The organism is Lysinibacillus sp. NPDC097279 (genome assembly GCF_044761745.1).
Taxonomy (GTDB): Bacteria; Bacillota; Bacilli; order Bacillales_A; family Planococcaceae; genus Lysinibacillus.
This window is the reverse complement of record NZ_JBIWDA010000005.1, coordinates 207,993-226,841: the sequence shown is the minus strand read 5'-3', so window position 1 is coordinate 226,841 and position 18,849 is coordinate 207,993. Positions and strand designations below refer to the sequence as shown.

Genomic DNA, 18,849 nt, shown 5'->3' with positions numbered 1-18,849 from the left:
CCGCCAGCGTTCGTCCTGAGCCAGGATCAAACTCTCCATAAAAGAAATTTGATTAGCTCAAATTGTTTTGCTGGCATCAATTTTGATGTCCAAAATTTTGTTTTGTTCACTAACGAAGTTAGTTACTAAAAACTATATTGATTACGTTTTGCTTGTTCAGTTTTCAAGGTTCATATGTCGCCGTTTGTTTTTAGCAACTTTTACATCTTATCATCAATCATTTATGATGTCAACATTTTTTTGAAATGTTTTTTTGGAGCGGGTGATGAGAATCGAACTCACGACATCAGCTTGGAAGGCTGAGGTTTTACCATTAAACTACACCCGCAAATATTAAAATGTTATTATGGCGCGCCCGGCAGGAGTCGAACCCACAACCTTCTGATCCGTAGTCAGACGCTCTATCCAATTGAGCTACGGGCGCAAGTGTTAAATAACTGAACTAACTTGACTTGGTGCGGCCGAGAGGACTTGAACCTCCACGGGGTTGCCCCCACTAGGCCCTCAACCTAGCGCGTCTGCCGTTCCGCCACGACCGCATTCAAAACAGGAACTTTCTTATTATACTATGATAACTAGAAAAATCAACCTTTTTTCTTAAAAAAGATGAGCCATGAAGGACTCGAACCTTCGACCCTCTGATTAAAAGTCAGATGCTCTACCAACTGAGCTAATGGCTCATATATAAGAAATGAATGGCTGGGGTACTAGGATTCGAACCTAGGCATGACGGAATCAAAATCCGTTGCCTTACCGCTTGGCTATACCCCAATAAGTGGCGGTCCCGACCGGGATCGAACCGGCGATCTCCTGCGTGACAGGCAGGCATGTTAACCGCTACACCACGGGACCATTGTTACAATTATTTATATTTATGAAAAATGACCCCTACGGGATTCGAACCCGTGTTACCGCCGTGAAAGGGCGGTGTCTTAACCGCTTGACCAAGGGGCCATGGCTCCGAAGGCAGGACTCGAACCTGCGACAACCTGATTAACAGTCAGGTGCTACTACCAACTGAGCTACTTCGGAATAATCATATTGTTTATCGTCTTTATCTTGTCGACTTTTACTATTATAAGGATAAGCTCAGTAAACGTCAATCTTTTTTTAAAACTTTTTTTGTTCAACTAACTTTAATTGCCCTGAACACTTGCCACAACAGTATCTCTTTACATTCAATCGTATTTTTCTTACATATAATTGATGGCATTTTATACACGCATATTTATATTGAGAACGTTGTTTCGCACTCCGAGCTGTAGGCTTCTGTAACGCTGAACAAAATCGAGGAGCATTCACTTTTTTTAATAAATCTCTAAAATCCTTATCTCTGTGTTGGTAGCCTTTCCCCTCTATGTGCAAATGGTAATGACATAATTCATGAAGTATTATCCCTTCTACCTCACTGACACCATACATTTCATATGCTGTTGGATTTATTTCAATATGATGTGATTGTAAAAGATAGCGACCACCTGTTGTCCGCAGTCTTGTGTTAAAGTATGCCCGATGCATAAATGGTTTATGAAAATGTTCTAATGAAATTCGCATTACAAGCTGTTGCAGTTCCTCATTGTTCAATACCATCACCTCTAACAATAAGAATACCACACTGCGCAGTATAGACAGTGTGGCAGTAATTTATTACTACTTTTCAATTGTTTGTTTTTCTGGAGGTAACATTGTTAACGAAATACGTCCTTTATTTACCTCAATCTGCTCCACCCAAACTGTGACAATATCACCTAGCGCCACAACTTCTAATGGATGCTTAATACGCTTCTTTTGCAACTTCGAAATATGCACAAGCCCATCTTGCTTAACACCTATATCAACAAATGCACCGAAATCGACTACATTACGTACAGTGCCTTGTAATTCCATTCCTACCTGTAAATCTTCCATTTTTAATACATCTGTTTTAAGTAGTGGTTGTGGAAAGGCATCGCGAGGATCTCGACTTGGCTTCTTTAATGTATCCACGATATCCTGAATCGTAACAACGCCCATTCCTAATGCATTACTTAATTCTTGAACATTAAGGGATGCAATGGCTTCCTCTGCCTTTTGTGTTCCTAATTCTTTCTTATTTATATTAGCCACTTCTAAAATTTGCTCAGCAATATTGTAGCTCTCTGGGTGAATACCTGTAGCATCAAATGGGTTTTTCGCTTCAGGCACACGTAAAAATCCTATTGCTTGTTCATACGTTTTTGCACCAAGTCGCGGAATTTTCTTAAGCTGTGAGCGCGTTGTAAATTGCCCATTTTCTTCTCGTACTTTCACAATATTTTCAGCAACCGTTTTCGATAGGCCCGAAACATATTGCATTAATGAAGCTGACGCTGTATTTACATCAACACCGACTTGATTGACCGCTGTTTCTACTATAAATGATAACGACTCCGATAATTTCTTTTGAGAAACATCATGCTGATATTGTCCAACACCTACTGCCTTTGGCTCAATCTTCACTAATTCTGACAACGGATCTTGTAAACGGCGTGCAATCGAAACGGCGCTACGCTGCTCAACTTGTAAATCAGGAAATTCAGAGCGCGCAATCTCTGACGCAGAATAAACGGATGCACCAGCTTCGTTAACAATCACATAAGCCACATCTGTTTTTAATTCACTCAATACATCAGCAATAAACTGCTCCGTTTCACGTGAGGCTGTACCGTTACCAATCGCAATAATCGTAATAGGATACTTCGCTAACATTTCTTTCACCACAGCTTTTGATTTTGCCACATCTGGTTTTGGTGGGTGTGGGTAAATTGCTGTAACTTCTAGCATTTTTCCCGTTTCATCAACAACGGCTAATTTACAACCAGTTCGATAAGCTGGGTCCACGCCTAATACATATTTGCCCTTTAGTGGCGGCTGTAGTAAAAGGTTACGGAGATTTTCTGAGAAAATATGAATAGCCTGCGCCTCCGCCTTTTCTGTTAATTCATTGCGTAACTCTCTTTCTATAGATGGCTGAATTAAACGTTTGTAAGAATCTTCAATTGCAAGCTTCACCTCCGCAATAGCAGGAGATGAACCTGTAGCAGGTATCCATTCTTTCCACATAATCATTAATACACGATCTATTGGTACTTGTATCGCTACCTTTATAACCTCTTCTTTCTCCCCACGATTCACTGCTAAAATACGGTGAGGAACAATACGGTTAACAGGTTCTTCATACTCGTAATACATTTCAAAAACCTTTTTTTCATCTAATTCCGCATTTTTTAATGTTGTTGCAAGCACGCCATCTTTCCAAGAAAAAGCACGAATTTTTTGTCTTATCCCCGCATCATCAGCAAAGCGCTCCGCCAAAATATCACGTGCCCCAGCTAATGCATCTTCTACCGTTGCAACATTTTCATTGTCTACAAAGTCTTGAGCTAACTGGTCTAATGCTCCATTACGATACTCTAGCAAAAGGTCGGCTAGAGGTTCTAACCCTTTTTCCTTTGCAATTGTCGCCTTCGTACGTCGTTTTTGTTTATATGGACGATATAAATCTTCTACACGCTGTAGAACAGTCGCAATTTGGATAGCATTTTCAAGCTCAGGAGTTAGCTTATCCTGTTCTTGAATTAAACGAAGAACCTCTTCTTTACGTTGTTCAAGTTGCTGTATGTAATGGTAACGATCTTCTACAGCTTTAATTTGCACCTCGTCCAAAGAACCCGTAGCCTCTTTTCGATAACGCGCGATAAACGGAACGGTGTTGCCTTCATCTAATAATTTTATCACTGCCTCTGCTTGATTTGGTCTGATAGCTACATCCTTTGCAATAAGCTGTAACATTTGTTTTTGTTCCACATTATCACTACCTTTTTTCTTTTCATTTTACCACTACACTTCAATAAAAAACCAAAGATAGTCTACCTAATGGAAAAAGCAGACAAAAATATAAGGTGCTTATTGCTATCGGATGGAGTAATCCGCTAGTAATAAACACCTTCATGTCATCCTCACAGCGGTACACTACCACTTGCAAGAACGACTTCTTGTAATTTTTTAATTGCTTTTCGTTGAATTCTTGATACATGCATTTGAGAAATGCCCAATTGTTCTCCCGCTTCTTTTTGGCTAAGCTGTTCTAGATAAGTAAGCTGGATAACTTGCTTTTCTCGTTCATTTAAAACTTCCATAGCATCAGCAACAATCATCCTTCTATTGGTCATTTCATAACCCATATCTTCTTTACCCATAATATCAGCTAGAGTGACAGTACTTCCGTCATTATCTGATTCTATTGAATGATCCATTGAAAGTGCTTGATAACTGCGACTCATCTCCATCGCTTCTAAAACTTCTTCTTCAGGTACCTCTAAACGCTCAGCAATTTCTTGAATAGAAGGTGAGCGTTGGAATTCTATTGTTAACGATTCTACAGTCGATTTAATACGTGGCCCTATCTCTTTAATTCGTCTTGGCACATGTACGTCCCATGTTTTATCTCGTAAAAATCGCTTAATCTCTCCAACAATAGTTGGTACTGCAAATGCCTCAAAACTGCGGCCAAAACTTGCATCAAAACGTCTAATTGCACCTAGTAACCCCAACATTCCTACTTGCACAATATCATCATAATAAGATTTACCATACGAATATTTGCGTGCGATGGATTCAACTAAATTTCGATAATGAATAACCAAATTGGTTTGTGCTTCTTCATCCTCAGTTGTTTGGTACTGTGCTATCCACTTTAATACATCTTCCTTTGAAGAAGATTTATGTAGTGATTCTTTCGACATTTTTTTCCACCTGCTCCCTAGCGACGTACTTTGTCATGAAAACAGTTACGCCACCATCGTTATTAATCATCACCTCATCCATCAAAGTTTCCATTAAATAAAGTCCTAAACCGCCCTCTCTAAGCCCTGCAATACTATCTTCAGGATGATAAGGCCCTATTTTCGTTTTAACCTCTTCAAAATTAAAGCTGTTTCCATAATCCGCAATCATCATTTCCAACTTGTTTTCATAAAGGGCACAACCTATTACAATTTCGCCTTCCTCAGCATCTTTATAAGCATGGTGCACAACATTCGTTACCGCTTCACTAACAGCAATCTTTAAATCCTCAATTTCATCGTAGCTAAAACCTATACGATTCGCTAATCCAGAAACAGTTAAACGAATGACACTGACAAACTGAGGTTTTGCAGGAACCCTTATTTCAATATAATCAAATTCCTTCATTGCTTAATTCCACCTTTTTATCAGTTTCAATATCCATCAGTTCACTTAAGCCAGTAATTTCAAATAATCTTTGTAATCGTTTAGATAGTCCAACAATTTTCACTTTACCTTCTTCACGCAAAGCTCTTTTGTAGAAAGCTACAAAAATCCCTAGTCCTGTACTATCCATATAATTTACTTTCGATAAATCTAATTTAATTTCCATCCCTTTTGTAACCTTAACTGCCTCTAGCTCCTCACGAAGACCTGAGGCTGTATACGTATCAATCTCACCTTCAACAAACCCATATAATTTCGTACCCTCTTTTTTAAAATGTACCACCATGTCCATACAGCACACCTCCACCAAATTTATTCCACCATATTTATTCGACTTTTTTTCTATTCCCACATTTATCGGATGTTAAACATAAATAATTATATTTAATATCATAACTGTAATTTTTTTATGAGGTAATAGAAAAGCCTCGACAATCTTCTACAAACTTATTAATCAATATGACTTGCAATTTTTTTCATTCTATTAATACTATTAAATAGTAAACTAACTTTATGATAACGCAAATAAATAAAAAAACACCAGGATAAGTAAAATCCCTGATGTTTCTATACACATATGTATATCAAAATTTAACTAGCCCTAAACTAATCATCAACGCTCCATCCACTTTTTCCATCACTGCATGATCGAGCTGTGTAATACGATCAGTCAATCTAGACTTATCGATTGTACGTACTTGCTCAAGCAAAATGACCGAGTCACGTTCAAATCCATACTTCTCAGCATTTATTTCAACATGTGTCGGTAACTTTGCCTTTTGAATCTGTGCAGTAATTGCTGCGATGATGACAGTTGGACTAAATCGATTTCCAATATCATTTTGAATAATTAATACCGGCCTAGTGCCACCCTGTTCGGACCCAACTACCGGCGATAAATCTGCAAAAAAAACGTCACCACGTTTTACATTCAAAGTGTCATCCCCCGCTAACGAGACGCTCCACCGTATGTTGTGCTTCATATTCCGCGTGCAAGCATTCACTTGCAATCATCAGATTAATATGAGACATTTCAACATATCCTTTCATCATAGCTTCCCGTATTTGATTTGGTTGCTCCTGCATTAAATTTTTGCGCGACAAAAAACGCACAAAAGATTCACCTTCAATTACTTCCTTTGTTTGTAGAAACAGTCTATCTTGAACAGCAATTGTAGCTTCTCTTAACTTTTTCTCGTACACAGCAAGCACCTCCAACGGAACCATACACTTTTTCATTACTACTCATTCTACCATTGAAAGATATTGTTGAAAAGACATGAAATGACAAAATATCTGACAATTTGAAGAACAAATTGTAAAATTTCGTTGGTTGTCGATGGTATATACTGCTTCCAAATGTCTCAAGGACATCGGTGCCTATTGCTTAAATCCTCTATATGCCTACGTTATAACCGAACAGGATTAAGTTCCCCATACAATTAGTAATTTCGACAAATATTCTATAACTGCGAAGTATAAAGGAAATTATTTTTTGATGACTGCTATAACTACTATCAATTACGCTTTACTGCATAATTGTCCAGGCTTTTTATGGATTGCTTGAAAACTGTCGTTAAAATTCCACCTGCACTGGAACTATTAAGATGATTCAGCCATACTGCAACCTACTCATTTAACTAATACTTATAAAAGTAAAAGTTAAATGTATACTCGAGGAACTCTGGCTGTAATAATGCATGGTACTTCATAATTAATAGTTTCGAGCTTCGCTGCCCATTCATCCATTGAAATAACTTCCTGCCCTTGACGACCAATGAGCGTTACTTTCTTACCTATAGCATATGCTTTTGGTAGAGCAACCATACATTGGTCCATACAAATTCGTCCGACTATCGGCATTCTTTGTCCGTCTATCAGTACTTCTTGTCCAGCTAACTTACGAATAACACCGTCTGCATAGCCTACTGGAATCGTTCCAATCCACATATCAGTCTGGGCAATAAACGAAGCTCCGTAACCTACTGAATCACCAGCTTTTAATTGCTTAACATGCACAAGTTCACTCTCAAGTGAAAATGCAGGATTTAATTGGAATGGTAAAATCCCTTCAACGTAAGAAGATGGTGCTAACCCATACATAGAGATGCCATAACGGACAGCGTCATAGTGTAAATGATGATCTTTCACTAATGCTGCAGCTGTATTCGAAGCATGTACTAGTCTAGGTTTTTTAGGTAATGTAGAGATAAGCTTTTCAAATAATTGTACCTGACTATCGAAATAAGCTGTTTCTTCCTCATCGGCAGTGGCAAAATGAGTAAATATGCCATCCAATTCTACATTGTATGTCGACTGGATTGTATCGTATACCTCTAGCAATTCTTGCTCTGTGCGAACCCCAATTCGCCCCATCCCGCTATCAACCTTTATATGTAGTTGTAAAGGATTTGCCTCACCAGCTAGCAGCGTTGAAGCTTGCTGTATCCATTCACTAGAAAATACAGTCTGTGTAATACGCTGTTGCGCTGCATAGGGTGCAAACGCTACTGGCGAGGCTCCTAATATTAGTATGTCTGGTTCTTCGAAATGTGCTCGAATATGTAATGCTTCGTCTGGTGTAGCCACTGCAAGCATCGTTGCGCCAGCTTCCAAAGCAGCTTGAGCTACTGCTATATCCCCATGTCCGTATGCATTGGCTTTTACGACTGCGATTATTTGTACATTTGGTTGAAGTAGTTCTTTTAATTTTTTTATATTTTGCTGAATTGCTTTTAAGTCTACAATTGCTTTCGTTGGTCTAAATTGCTGCTGTGTCTCCATTAGAATACCCTCTTTTTTATTTATTAAACCGTTATGTATTGAAAAAACTACCATATAACAATTCAATTATGCCTTGGCTTCATTACATCCAGATTACAATATTAATGACTTCTTTCGGGGTTCTTCAACTTGATTCAGCAAGGATTGAAAAACTTCCTACTGATGCAGTGCATTCAGCCTCCACTTATCGAAGTAGAGAACTTCTGCAAATGTAAGTTAAATTTCAGGCGTAATACTCGTCCACAATTCGAATTATACTTAGCTCCACTTACTTAAAAATTTACAGCTAATTACTTAAATTCGACGACGCGCTGCCATCTCCCTTTTTTTCCCTATAAAAAACAGTACATTTTTTATAAATTACATAACACTATTCTATAGATAGTATTAATCGATAGAATAGTGTAGTAATTACACGTGCATTTTTCTAATAAGCTACAGCTTTCCGCTAAAGAAAGCTGTAGCTTAAAATATTATTTCATACTACTTATCGTCATGGAAGCGGCAACTTCCATCATTTCTTCTCTAGTTAATTTACTAGAAGCTACAAAGAATGCAACTCCATCTTTTTCCCAGCTAATAGACGTATCGGTAATAGCACCGATTGTAAACCCTAAGTCTACAGGATCGCCAGGCGACGTAACTGGTAACATAGACGTCTCCTTCATAACTGGTTGTTGCATAACTGTGAACGCCTTATCACCTTCAAAGGTTAAAATAACACGATCCATGCCACCCTCACGAATAGCCTTTTCATCCGTCATTTTAGTGTTCTCAAAATTGACAACTGGATAATGCGTTTGGAACTCTTCATACTCTACCTCTGCACCGACAGCCTCTTTTTCGCCATCTTCACCTTTAGCACCTTTATCATCTGTTGCATCTTTTTCATCTTTATTTGTAGGTGCAGCTTGTTCGCCTTTTGAATCATCTGATTCTGTAAATTGCTCAACAGCATACTCTTTAGCAGCATGTTGTACACCTAATTTAATATTATTAAATGTAATACGGATTTGCTCTTCCTTAACATCATTCATAATAACTACAGACGTAGGAAGCATAGTTTTCTTATCCACTGTAATGACTTGGTGAGGCATACTATTTTTATAGCTATTTCTAGTAGCCGCTTCAAATATATATGCTTTGTCCTCTTCTTTCATGACTAAATTTTTATCTTCAGCTAAATCTTCTGCTAGTGCTCCGATTAAATATGCCTGACTATTTTTCTTTGGCCAATCACTTTGGAACTTATACATTTTGTTTAATGTTGGTGTAACTACAAAAACGCCATCAGCATTACGCACAATCATTTGTGAAACATCTTTTCCACTTTCAACTACTTCCACTCGATAGAAATCAGGCTTAGTATGCCATACTGTAACATCATACGTTCTAGGTTCTCCACCTGATTTAATCTCCATCTTAGCATCTAACTCATAACCATTCGTCTCTGACCATTTACCATTAACTTTCTTTAACACTTTTTCCTGTGAGGCTGTACCACACGCCGACAGAAGTAATATCGCACAAATTAAGACGAGCCAAGTAACTAAACGGTTGCCCACGCTTTCACCCTTTCTTCTTTCAAATCCACTACGACAATATATGAACCGTATGTGTCAGTTATGTCATTTGATGAAAAGGCAATATATTTTATTACAACAGTAATATTACTTGCGCGGCTGCATATTGCTTAGAATGCGTGATGCTGACAAAGCCATTCACAAGCTCTCCTTTAAAATATAAAACAGGGTTACCAGCTTCCCCTCTTAATATTTCAATATCTTGCAATGCACAATCTTTACCGATACCTGTACCTAGCGCTTTTGAAAAAGCCTCTTTTGCCGCAAATCGTCCTGCTAAAAATTCTACTTTGCGAGATTCCGTATGCAATGCAAAAAGTGCTCTTTCTTTCTCTGATAATATTCGGTCTTTAAATTTATCTGTCCGTGTCATTGCCTTCACAATACGGTCAGTTTCTACAATGTCGAGACCTATTCCTTTAATCATATGAACTTCTCCTTTTCTTATTTCCAAAAAGCCATGTATAATAATTGTAAATTGAGGTGGAGCTATGTTTAGTAGAACAGAAAATTTTAAGCAATATACAAGTTATTACCCTGTTGTTTCAACATTAATAGCTGTGAATCTAATTCTTTATGTATTAACCCTTATTCCCATTATAGGGGAGCTGCTGTGGAACTATGGGATTCAAGTCAATTTCCTCATACAAAGCGGTGAATGGTGGCGAGTATTCTCAGCCATGTTTTTGCATGCAAACTTTATGCATGTGCTATTTAATATGTTTTCTCTGTTTTTATTTGGACCAGAACTCGAAAAAATTGCTGGTAAAGCACGTTTCATTACGATTTACTTATTATCTGGCATCGTAGGTAACATGGCAACCTTTATGCTTAATGATGGAAGCTATGCAAGCCTTGGCGCAAGTGGTGCAATTTTCGGGATTTTTGGAGCATTCGGTGCTCTTGTTTACTATACGCGTCGCACGATGCCAATGCTTCGTAAGCTTATATTGCCGATTATCGTCATCAGTGTCATCATGACTTTCTTACAGTCCAATGTAAATGTTTATGCCCATATAGGTGGTTTAGTGACAGGTTTCATTCTCGGTCTTATTTACTTACATCCCACAAGAATTTTAAGCTGGCGCAAGCAAAAAATGGCTGGCAAATAGCTTATAAAAAGAGGAGCTAACCCAAACTGTGATATCTTCATCACTTTGGGCTAGTCCTCTTTTTTAGCTCACAAACGTTACCTCACTGTTATGGTATCGTTGAAATTATAGTACAACTGTATCCTCTTTAGCCATTTTTATTTTTTTCCATTCTGTTGCGGTTAACCCATATACGACTTGATCTACATAATGATCGTATAACCATTCAGCATCTCGTAACCGTCCTTCTTCATTAAAACCTAATACTTTTGGAATTGTACGGCTACGAATATTTCCTACTGCAACTCGTACTTCAATACGATGTAACTTTAAATAGTCAAAAGCAAAATCGATGAACGCCTTCATAGAATTCGTCACAAGCCCCTTGCCAACAAAATCATTACCAAGCCAATAGCCAATGCTCGTCCATTTATGTTGCCAATTTACTTGGTGATAACCAATAACACCTGCTAACTTACCATCATAGTAAATCCCAGCCTGTATCCCGTTATTATCAACATATTGTTGCATCGCATTTCGTACAAAATGCTCCGTATCTTTCACTGATGTCACATTGTCTACAAAGGGTAACCACTCACGTAAAGTGTCTCGCGAACGATCCGTTAGTGCAAATAATTCATCTACATCGCTTAAATCTAACATTTTTAAATATGTGTGTTCATTTATGCTGTATCTAAACATTAATCCCACCCCTTTTCGCCGATTTATTCTATTATAAACGCGTTTTTCCTATTTTTGTATATAAAAAAAGCCAATCCCCACATTTCCATGTAAAGATTAGCTTATTTCTCTATTAATGTTCATACCAAGATAATATGGTTTCGGCATCTCGTTGCTCTAGGCTCGGAACATTACCTGTCATACCAGACATCCCTGACATTACCGTAGCTTTTATAGACATTACTTGCTTGCGTTTTTGGAAATACGTTTGACTACTTTCCATAGATTGTATCCGTTTTTTCTCCATAAACAATGTAATACGGCTGAATATACGATATTGCATTGCAAGTTGCTTTCCATCGATCATATAACCTGCTGTTCTATGTTGCCAAACGCCAAGTAATATGGATAGTGGAATTAGTAATAATGACAACAACCCATAAGGATAGAAGTAATAACTACAAGCTCCTATAATCGGTACAAGCCAGAAAAAGTCGATGCGATAAAAAAATGGACGTGCTCGTTTCGGAGCCCTTGTAAATTCAGGTTGCCAATTCATTTCAGGGAAAAGTTGCACTAATGTTTGCAAACAATCTTGCTTTTTAATAAGTGGAAACAATGCAATTTTCTTATCTCTACCATTTTCGCCATTACCACCAGCACTTTCTACAACAACTGTTGCAAAGCCAAATACTTGTCTCAAAGGATTTTCAACAATTCGGATTGCCTGTATTCGATTTAACGGTAGTGTAATTCTTTTCTTTTCCAGTAACCCCTTAGTTATCATTAGCTTTTCATCTTCAATGCGAACTGTATAATCATAATAATTTACAAGTGTGATGACTACCGATACTAACCAAGCAACAATAAGGACAAACATAACCATTACGGCAACTAAAAATGCCCCCACCTTCGCAAAATCCGCCAGTTCATGGAAGACTTCATCATAGGGAATAATATCTGAAAACTGCGAGACTATTGCTGCAAGACCAGACAACACTACACCTATCCCACCAGAAGTCGTTGCTAACACAAGTAAATCCCGCATTGACATATGATAAATTGCAGGAGCCGTTATTTCACCGACTTGCTGCTCAGGTGATTGTTCTTCGTCTAGATGTTTAGCTACTTGCGTTTTTGCTCGACGCATTTCTTGCTCTATTACATCTGCTGCATTTTTTCGAATAGCTGTTAATTCTGCCTCTGGCTTACCACCCTTATTCCCTGCAGTCTCTACTTGCACCTTTACTAAACCGAAGATACGGTGAAAAATACCTTCATGATAATTTAAGCTTTGAATACGTTCAAAAGGAATATATCGCTTCTTTTTTACGAATAACCCATACTTCACCCGTAATTCGCCATCCTCAAACCAATAAACAAAGGTACGCCATTTAACTATACCACCAACTAGCGCAAGCACAGCCGCTACTCCCCACACGCCAAACAATAACACTGTTTCAAAAAAATATTCGCTGCGGAAATTAAATGAAAAGTTAAAACCGTTACTAATAATAATAATAGCAACAGGAAGTATCATACTTTTTAGTGCTTTGACACTAGAAATAATAGCCGATACAGGGTGCAAACGATAAATTTCATTAGACATCATCTTCTGCCACCCTTGCTAATTCCGAAATACGCGCACGAAGTCCATCTGCTTCGTTCATGACAAGCGCAGGAATGGTATGTACTGTGGCAGCTGTAGAGATTGAAATATTACCTAAGCTATATCTTTTTAAAATTGGTCCCTGTGTAGTATCAACATGTTGTACACGTACCATAGGTATGAGTGTGCGTTTTACTACAAATAATCCATGTTGCACTTCAATTTCATGTTCACGGACTTCATATCGCCAACGCTCCCAACGGATCTTAGGAAATAAATACACCAATAAAAAAACGCTTAATAAAACAACAGCAATTGCGATGATATAAATAAATGAAGGCCATTCAAAATAATAAGTCCCGTAACATACCAAAGCAGATATGACTAACAATAGTAGTGTTTGTAAAACACCATACAATCGCCATACCGTTAACCCTTTTCGAGAAATTTGATGAATTGGTTCAGCTCTCATGTTGTTCCCCCTCTTTTAATTACCTATGTATACGTACACTAACACTAATTTGTTTCAATATAAACACAAAAAAACCTTACAGCCAATTTGACTGTAAGGTTCAAAAATTAATTAGTCTTCATGACGACGTGGTGCACGTGAACGACCTTGTCCACCTTCACGGCGAGCTCCGCCTTCGCGACGACCACCTTCACGACGGCCTCCACTGTTGCGACGATCTCCGCCACCACTACCTTCACGACGGTTACCGCCATAGCTACGACCGCCACCGTTTCTGTTACGACCGTTACGATCACCACCGCGACCGCCACCGCCACCAGAACGCTCACGACGCATTGGTAATGGACGTTCTTCTGTAATTGTAACAGGCGAATCATCTGGCTCTTTTGTTAATGAACGTAATGCAGCAGCTACTACATCAATTGCATCATGGTTTTCAAGAACTTCTGTAGCTAATGTACGATAATCACCTAAGTTATTAGTTGAAATAATACCTTCAAGCGTCTCAATAGCTAAACGTTGTTGACCTACTAAAGCTTCGTCATTTGTTGGTGGACGAAGTGGTGTCATACGTTTTTTCGTTGTTTCTTCAACGATACGTAAATAACCCATTTCACGAGGTGTTACAAACGTTACTGCAAGACCTGATTTTCCGGCACGGCCAGTACGACCGATACGGTGAACGTAAGACTCAGGGTCTTGAGGAATATCAAAGTTATATACATGTGTAACGCCTGAAATATCAAGACCACGAGCGGCAACATCTGTTGCAACTAGGATATCAATTTTATTTTCTTTAAATTGGCGTAAAACTGAAATACGTTTTGCTTGGCTTAAATCACCGTGAATTCCTTCTGCAAGGTATCCGCGGATTGATAAAGCTTGTGCTAACTCATCTACGCGACGTTTTGTACGTCCAAAGATAATTGCTAATTCTGGTTGGTGAACATTCAATAGACGAGATAAAACATCGAATTTTTCACGTTCAGCAGCTTTTACAAAAAATTGTTCAATGTTATCCACTGTTAATTCTTTTGCTTTAATTTTTACAATTTCAGGTTCACGCATAAATGTTTCAGCAATTTTACGGATTGCTGGTGGCATTGTAGCTGAGAATAATAATGTTTGACGCTCAGCAGGTACGTTTTCTAAAATTGAGTTAATGTCTTCGATGAAGCCCATGTTTAACATTTCATCTGCTTCGTCCAATACAAGTGTTTGAACATCTTCTAGTTTTAAAGTACGACGATTAATATGGTCTAAAATACGACCTGGTGTCCCAACAATAATTTGTGGTTTATTTTTCAGTGCACGAATTTGACGGCCGATTTCTTGACCACCGTAAACTGATAATAATTTCACACGCTTGTCGTAACCGATTTTATATAGTTCTTCTGAAACTTGAATCGCTAATTCACGAGTTGGAGCAATTACTAATGCTTGGATATTAGGGTTTTTAGGATCGATTTTCTCGATAAGTGGAATACCAAAAGCGGCAGTTTTACCTGTACCAGTTTGCGCTTGACCTAATACATCGCGACCTTCAATGGCAAAACGAATAGTCCCCTCTTGGATTGGTGTTGCTTCTTCGAATCCCATACGTTTTACTGAACGTAATGTAGATTCGCTAATATTTAATTCTGAAAAATTTGTCAAACTTCTCAATCTCCTTTTTTCCTTTTAAGTTGACAAATGGTTACATTTTCAGATGAAGTTGTCGGCAAATTCGAGCCTGTGTTGTGGAACGTTTCCGTTACTTAAAAATTTTCTCTACAAAGTTCCATGTAGAGCTCTCTTATATGAAAAGGAAAGCCCGGTCTTTACCGAGCGGTTTGATTCTGCGTAATTATTCACTTAGAATAAAACCGTTATGTTCAAAAAAAAGTACTCTTCAACCAAATTATGAAGAGTCTTCGCACAAAATGTATCCATTGCTTACACTAGTCTATCATGGTAATGAACCGTATGCAACGATAACGCATGAGTCGTAATAATCTGACTACTTTATTGCTCTTTTAAAAACGCTAAAACCTTCGTAAACCAGTCAAAACAATCTTCACAATAACAAATATGATGTTTTCCATTATCAGAAAAATACAACTTTTTATGCATTGAGGCTAATTCATCGAATAAAAATTGGGCGGTATGATATGGTACAATCCCATCTAATTTCCCTTGAATAATATAAACAGGCACTTTAATATCTTGATAATATGGCGCCACCTTTTGAACAAGTTTCATAAATTCGATTGTCGCTGATAATGGCACATTATTAAACTTATGTCGATATCTCAAATACAGCTCATTATTAGAAAGGTTTCGATGATACGCCTCAGTCGCCAGCATTTTAAAATCCTTTACGAGTTGCTTAGGGCTTACATATTTAGCTGCCGCACTGAGCAGTACGAGCTTCTTTACTTTATAACGCTTTGCTAAGTAGAGCGCAATAATTCCGCCCATTGAAAAACCAACAACAATAATTTCCTCGACTTTTTTTGAAAGCGCTCGAAAAGCCAACTCGGCATCCATTAACCAATGCTGTGCTGTAAAACCTTTCATATTCAGTTCTTCCCCATGTCCTGATAAAGTAGGTGCTTCGATTAACCAATTTGTATTAGCACGTAAATAAGCGGTAAAAGGCTCTACTTCATAAGCCCCTCCTGAAAATCCATGTAAACATAATACACCTATTGCCATTACTCTCACCTCTAAAAAAGTGGACGTTTTACGAGCAACATAGCCCGCCATTATAATTTTTTTCAAAAAAGGTAAAAACCCGCATATGATGTCTATTACAGCAAAAGCGGATTTTTACCCTGTCGGTAACTATTAATTATAATAAATTATGAAGTAAATGCTTGTAAAATCGTTTCTAGCTTCATGCCACGTGAGCCCTTTAATAAAACGATGGACTGTTCCGTAGCCTGTTGAAGCTTTGCAATAATTGGTGCAAAATCATCTTGCTCATATAGTAAATGATCAGCATCAAAACGTTCTTTTAACACTTCATATAAATGGGCCATACGTGGACCATATAAACAAACGTAGTCAATCTCACCTTCATGAATAGCTAGTGATAAGTCTTCATGGAAGCTTTGTTCATTCGCTCCAAGCTCGAGCATATCCCCTAAGACAAGCCACTTTTCAGGACGAATCGTCGTTGTTGCAATAAACTGAATAGCAGCCTTTACAGATGTAGGTGCAGCATTGTAGGCATCATTAATAAATAATGCACCTTGATTTCCATATACTTGTTGCATGCGCATATCTGTTAATGTGACACCTTTTAACGATTCGCGTATTTGTTCATCATTTAACCCTAGCTTTTGGGCGATAAGCATTGCAATCAATGTGTTTTTCACCTGATGCTTACCAAGAACTGAGATAAAGAAATCCCCTTCAATCGCGCCGTGCGTTGTAAAGCTACTTCCATTGGCTGTTGCCTCAATATTGTCAGCATATAACAAATCGCCTCGTTCTAAACCAAATGCCTTCGCATTTAAATTTTGCTCTTTTGCAACAAGTTCTTTTAGCAATGGTTCGTCACCATCATAAAAAAGGACACCATTCTTCTGCATGCCTTGAATAATTTCAAACTTCGCTTTAGCAATGCCTGCACGAGAGCCTAAATCCTGCATATGCGCCTCGCCAATATTTGTAATTACCGTTATATGAGGTCGAGCTAATTTTGTTAAAAATTCAATCTCACCAAAGCCACTCATGCCCATCTCAAGTACTGCAACATCTGTATCCTCATCAAGCTGTAAAATCGTAATCGGTAAACCTAGTTGGTTATTAAAATTGCCAATCGTTTTTTGCACTTTAAAAAACGGAGCAAGCGTACCTGCTAAAATATCCTTTGTTGACGTTTTACCATTCGAGCCTGTAATGCCAATAAAAGTTGCCTTATGCTCGTCACGATAAGCACGTGCCAATTGCTGTAATGCCAGCTCTGGGTCATCGACAAATAATAACGGAACACCCTTTGGTGGATTCGGTTCATCTTTTTGCCAAAGCGAAGCACCTGCTCCTTTTTCAAAAGCTTGTTGTACAAACTTATGACCATTTGCCATTTCTCCACGAAATGGTACAAATAAATCTCCTTGATTGATCGTTCTTGTATCAATAGATATACCAGTTACTACCGTCTCTCCAAAAGCTGGCTCCTCAACATTCAACCATGCTGCTAATTGCTTTAATGTCTTTTTCACAATAATCCCACTCAGTCTTTTTTATATTGAAGCTGTTGTTTTTCCTCATAACGCTCAAGTGCTAGAGCAATCAGTCGATTAATAAGCTCTGGATAGCTTACATTTGTATGTTGCCAAAGAAGCGGATACATACTTACAGGCGTAAAACCTGGCATCGTATTTACTTCGTTAATATATATGTCATGATCTGCCGTAACAAAGAAGTCTGCACGTACTAAACCGCTTCCATCTAAAATTTTAAACGCGCTTTTTGCATGTTCTTTTAAGCTTGTTACAACATCTGTAGGCAGCTCTGCAGGAATAATAAGCGCCGTTGAGCCATCCTTATATTTCGAGTCGTAATCATAAAATTCAGTCATAGGTTTAATCTCACCTGGCACTGAAACTTCTGGATAATCATTGCCCAGTACAGCTAGTTCAATTTCACGTGCTACAATTCCTTGCTCCACTACAATTTTACGGTCAAATTGCAAAGCCACCTCAATCGCTTTTATAAGCTCTTGACGATTTGAAGCCTTACTTATGCCAACACTTGATCCTAAATTGGCAGGCTTCACAAACATCGGCCAAGCCAATGTTTCTTCACAGCGCGTTAAAATAGTCTCTTGCTCATTAGTCCATTCACTGCGAATGAAGTACGTATATGGCACTTGTGGTAAACCCGCAATTTCAAACAATTGCTTCATAATCACTTTATCCATACCTGCTGATGACGCCAATACACCATTTCCGACATACGGAAGATTTAATACTTCAAGTAAGCCCTGTACAGTTCCATCTTCCCCATTTGTGCCATGCAGTAAAGGGAAAATAACATCAAATTGTACTGCTGCGCCATTTTGATCGATTAAAAATGCTGTAATATTATTTTCTAAAACAATGGCATCATCACCAAATTGCAATTCTTCAATCGAGCTTGCAGGTTTTTCTAAACGCTCCCCGCGTCGCCATTCCCCACTTTGTGTAATGTAAATCGGATATATCTCATACTCCTCGAAATTCAAAGCTCCAGTGACCGCACACGCTGTCGACAATGACACTTCATGCTCCGCTGATTTTCCGCCGTATAATAAACCGATTCTTTTTTTCATTTTTGTGCCCTCCACATACTTCTTGAGTATTATTAGTTTATCACGAAACGTCTTGACAAATGACATAAAAATCTCAC

General features: G+C 38.2%; 18 protein-coding genes and 8 tRNA genes. 1 reads left to right on the top strand and 25 read right to left on the bottom strand.

Going from position 1 to position 18,849, the window contains the following annotated elements:
• Nucleotides 1–254 precede the first annotated feature (254 nt).
• From ACIQ1H_RS19025 to acpS, 18 genes are all read right to left on the bottom strand, one after another.
• Nucleotides 255–328: transfer RNA gene (locus ACIQ1H_RS19025), tRNA-Gly, on the bottom strand.
• Between the two features lie 19 nt (nucleotides 329–347).
• A tRNA-Arg gene (locus ACIQ1H_RS19020) sits at nucleotides 348–424 on the bottom strand.
• Nucleotides 425–453: 29 nt separating this feature from the next.
• Nucleotides 454–539, bottom strand: a tRNA-Leu gene (locus tag ACIQ1H_RS19015).
• 68 nt (nucleotides 540–607) lie between these two features.
• Nucleotides 608–680: transfer RNA gene (locus ACIQ1H_RS19010), tRNA-Lys, on the bottom strand.
• Nucleotides 681–696: 16 nt separating this feature from the next.
• Nucleotides 697–771: transfer RNA gene (locus ACIQ1H_RS19005), tRNA-Gln, on the bottom strand.
• A 5-nt stretch (nucleotides 772–776) separates the two neighbouring features.
• Nucleotides 777–852 (bottom strand) — tRNA-Asp (locus tag ACIQ1H_RS19000).
• Between the two features lie 30 nt (nucleotides 853–882).
• Nucleotides 883–954, bottom strand: a tRNA-Glu gene (locus ACIQ1H_RS18995).
• Between the two features lies 1 nt (nucleotide 955).
• Nucleotides 956–1,032: transfer RNA gene (locus ACIQ1H_RS18990), tRNA-Asn, on the bottom strand.
• A 78-nt stretch (nucleotides 1,033–1,110) separates the two neighbouring features.
• The gene (locus tag ACIQ1H_RS18985; RefSeq protein WP_228134180.1) at nucleotides 1,111–1,584 is read right to left on the bottom strand and encodes a SprT family protein; all 474 of its coding nucleotides are present in this window, start codon (nucleotides 1,582–1,584) and stop codon (nucleotides 1,111–1,113) included.
• A 66-nt stretch (nucleotides 1,585–1,650) separates the two neighbouring features.
• A complete protein-coding gene (locus tag ACIQ1H_RS18980; protein ID WP_402890986.1) occupies nucleotides 1,651–3,825 on the bottom strand; it encodes a Tex family protein in 2,175 nt (724 codons plus the stop codon).
• 152 nt (nucleotides 3,826–3,977) lie between these two features.
• Nucleotides 3,978–4,763, bottom strand: coding sequence for an RNA polymerase sigma factor SigB (sigB, locus tag ACIQ1H_RS18975; RefSeq protein WP_139859921.1), 786 nt, complete (start codon nucleotides 4,761–4,763; stop codon nucleotides 3,978–3,980).
• Complete coding sequence (rsbW, locus tag ACIQ1H_RS18970) at nucleotides 4,741–5,211, bottom strand: anti-sigma B factor RsbW (protein ID WP_139859923.1); 471 nt, start codon at nucleotides 5,209–5,211, stop codon at nucleotides 4,741–4,743. The genes sigB and rsbW overlap by 23 nt, the downstream gene beginning before the upstream one ends.
• Nucleotides 5,198–5,542, bottom strand: coding sequence for an STAS domain-containing protein (locus tag ACIQ1H_RS18965; RefSeq protein WP_139859925.1), 345 nt, complete (start codon nucleotides 5,540–5,542; stop codon nucleotides 5,198–5,200). Before ACIQ1H_RS18965 ends, rsbW begins: the two co-directional genes overlap by 14 nt.
• Nucleotides 5,543–5,834: 292 nt before the next feature.
• Nucleotides 5,835–6,185: a type II toxin-antitoxin system PemK/MazF family toxin gene (locus ACIQ1H_RS18960; RefSeq protein ID WP_008177055.1), complete on the bottom strand. Its 351-nt coding sequence runs from the start codon at nucleotides 6,183–6,185 to the stop codon at nucleotides 5,835–5,837.
• Between the two features lie 4 nt (nucleotides 6,186–6,189).
• The gene (locus tag ACIQ1H_RS18955; protein WP_139859927.1) at nucleotides 6,190–6,453 is read right to left on the bottom strand and encodes a hypothetical protein; all 264 of its coding nucleotides are present in this window, start codon (nucleotides 6,451–6,453) and stop codon (nucleotides 6,190–6,192) included.
• A gap of 459 nt (nucleotides 6,454–6,912) precedes the next feature.
• Entirely contained in the window at nucleotides 6,913–8,034 is a 1,122-nt protein-coding gene (gene alr / locus ACIQ1H_RS18950) for an alanine racemase (RefSeq protein ID WP_402890981.1), read from the bottom strand.
• Between the two features lie 473 nt (nucleotides 8,035–8,507).
• On the bottom strand, nucleotides 8,508–9,599 hold the full coding sequence (locus tag ACIQ1H_RS18945; protein WP_228134182.1) for a LolA family protein: 1,092 nt from the start codon (nucleotides 9,597–9,599) through the stop codon (nucleotides 8,508–8,510).
• A 91-nt stretch (nucleotides 9,600–9,690) separates the two neighbouring features.
• Nucleotides 9,691–10,044 (bottom strand): holo-ACP synthase, encoded by a 354-nt coding sequence (gene acpS, locus ACIQ1H_RS18940; RefSeq protein ID WP_402890978.1) that lies wholly within the window; start codon nucleotides 10,042–10,044, stop codon nucleotides 9,691–9,693.
• A 64-nt stretch (nucleotides 10,045–10,108) separates the two neighbouring features.
• On the opposite strand from acpS, the gene ACIQ1H_RS18935 reads away from it, so the two are divergent.
• Entirely contained in the window at nucleotides 10,109–10,729 is a 621-nt protein-coding gene (locus ACIQ1H_RS18935) for a rhomboid family intramembrane serine protease (RefSeq protein WP_228134184.1), read from the top strand.
• Nucleotides 10,730–10,834: 105 nt separating this feature from the next.
• Here the strand turns inward: ACIQ1H_RS18935 and ACIQ1H_RS18930 are convergent, their stop codons facing one another.
• From ACIQ1H_RS18930 to ACIQ1H_RS18900, 7 genes are all read right to left on the bottom strand, one after another.
• On the bottom strand, nucleotides 10,835–11,410 hold the full coding sequence (locus tag ACIQ1H_RS18930) for a GNAT family N-acetyltransferase (protein ID WP_402890974.1): 576 nt from the start codon (nucleotides 11,408–11,410) through the stop codon (nucleotides 10,835–10,837).
• A gap of 112 nt (nucleotides 11,411–11,522) precedes the next feature.
• On the bottom strand, nucleotides 11,523–12,998 hold the full coding sequence (locus ACIQ1H_RS18925; RefSeq protein ID WP_402891003.1) for a PH domain-containing protein: 1,476 nt from the start codon (nucleotides 12,996–12,998) through the stop codon (nucleotides 11,523–11,525).
• Complete coding sequence (locus tag ACIQ1H_RS18920) at nucleotides 12,991–13,470, bottom strand: PH domain-containing protein (protein ID WP_228134186.1); 480 nt, start codon at nucleotides 13,468–13,470, stop codon at nucleotides 12,991–12,993. The genes ACIQ1H_RS18925 and ACIQ1H_RS18920 overlap by 8 nt, the downstream gene beginning before the upstream one ends.
• 111 nt (nucleotides 13,471–13,581) lie before the next feature.
• Complete coding sequence (cshA, locus tag ACIQ1H_RS18915; RefSeq protein ID WP_228134187.1) at nucleotides 13,582–15,126, bottom strand: degradosome RNA helicase CshA; 1,545 nt, start codon at nucleotides 15,124–15,126, stop codon at nucleotides 13,582–13,584.
• 348 nt (nucleotides 15,127–15,474) lie between these two features.
• Nucleotides 15,475–16,167 carry an alpha/beta hydrolase gene (locus ACIQ1H_RS18910; protein WP_402891000.1) on the bottom strand — a complete coding sequence of 231 codons (693 nt, stop codon included), beginning with the start codon at nucleotides 16,165–16,167 and terminating at the stop codon, nucleotides 15,475–15,477.
• Nucleotides 16,168–16,313: 146 nt separating this feature from the next.
• Nucleotides 16,314–17,681: a UDP-N-acetylmuramoyl-tripeptide--D-alanyl-D-alanine ligase gene (locus ACIQ1H_RS18905; RefSeq protein ID WP_402890971.1), complete on the bottom strand. Its 1,368-nt coding sequence runs from the start codon at nucleotides 17,679–17,681 to the stop codon at nucleotides 16,314–16,316.
• 11 nt (nucleotides 17,682–17,692) lie between these two features.
• The gene (locus ACIQ1H_RS18900; RefSeq protein WP_402890969.1) at nucleotides 17,693–18,772 is read right to left on the bottom strand and encodes a D-alanine--D-alanine ligase; all 1,080 of its coding nucleotides are present in this window, start codon (nucleotides 18,770–18,772) and stop codon (nucleotides 17,693–17,695) included.
• Nucleotides 18,773–18,849: the final 77 nt, after the last annotated feature.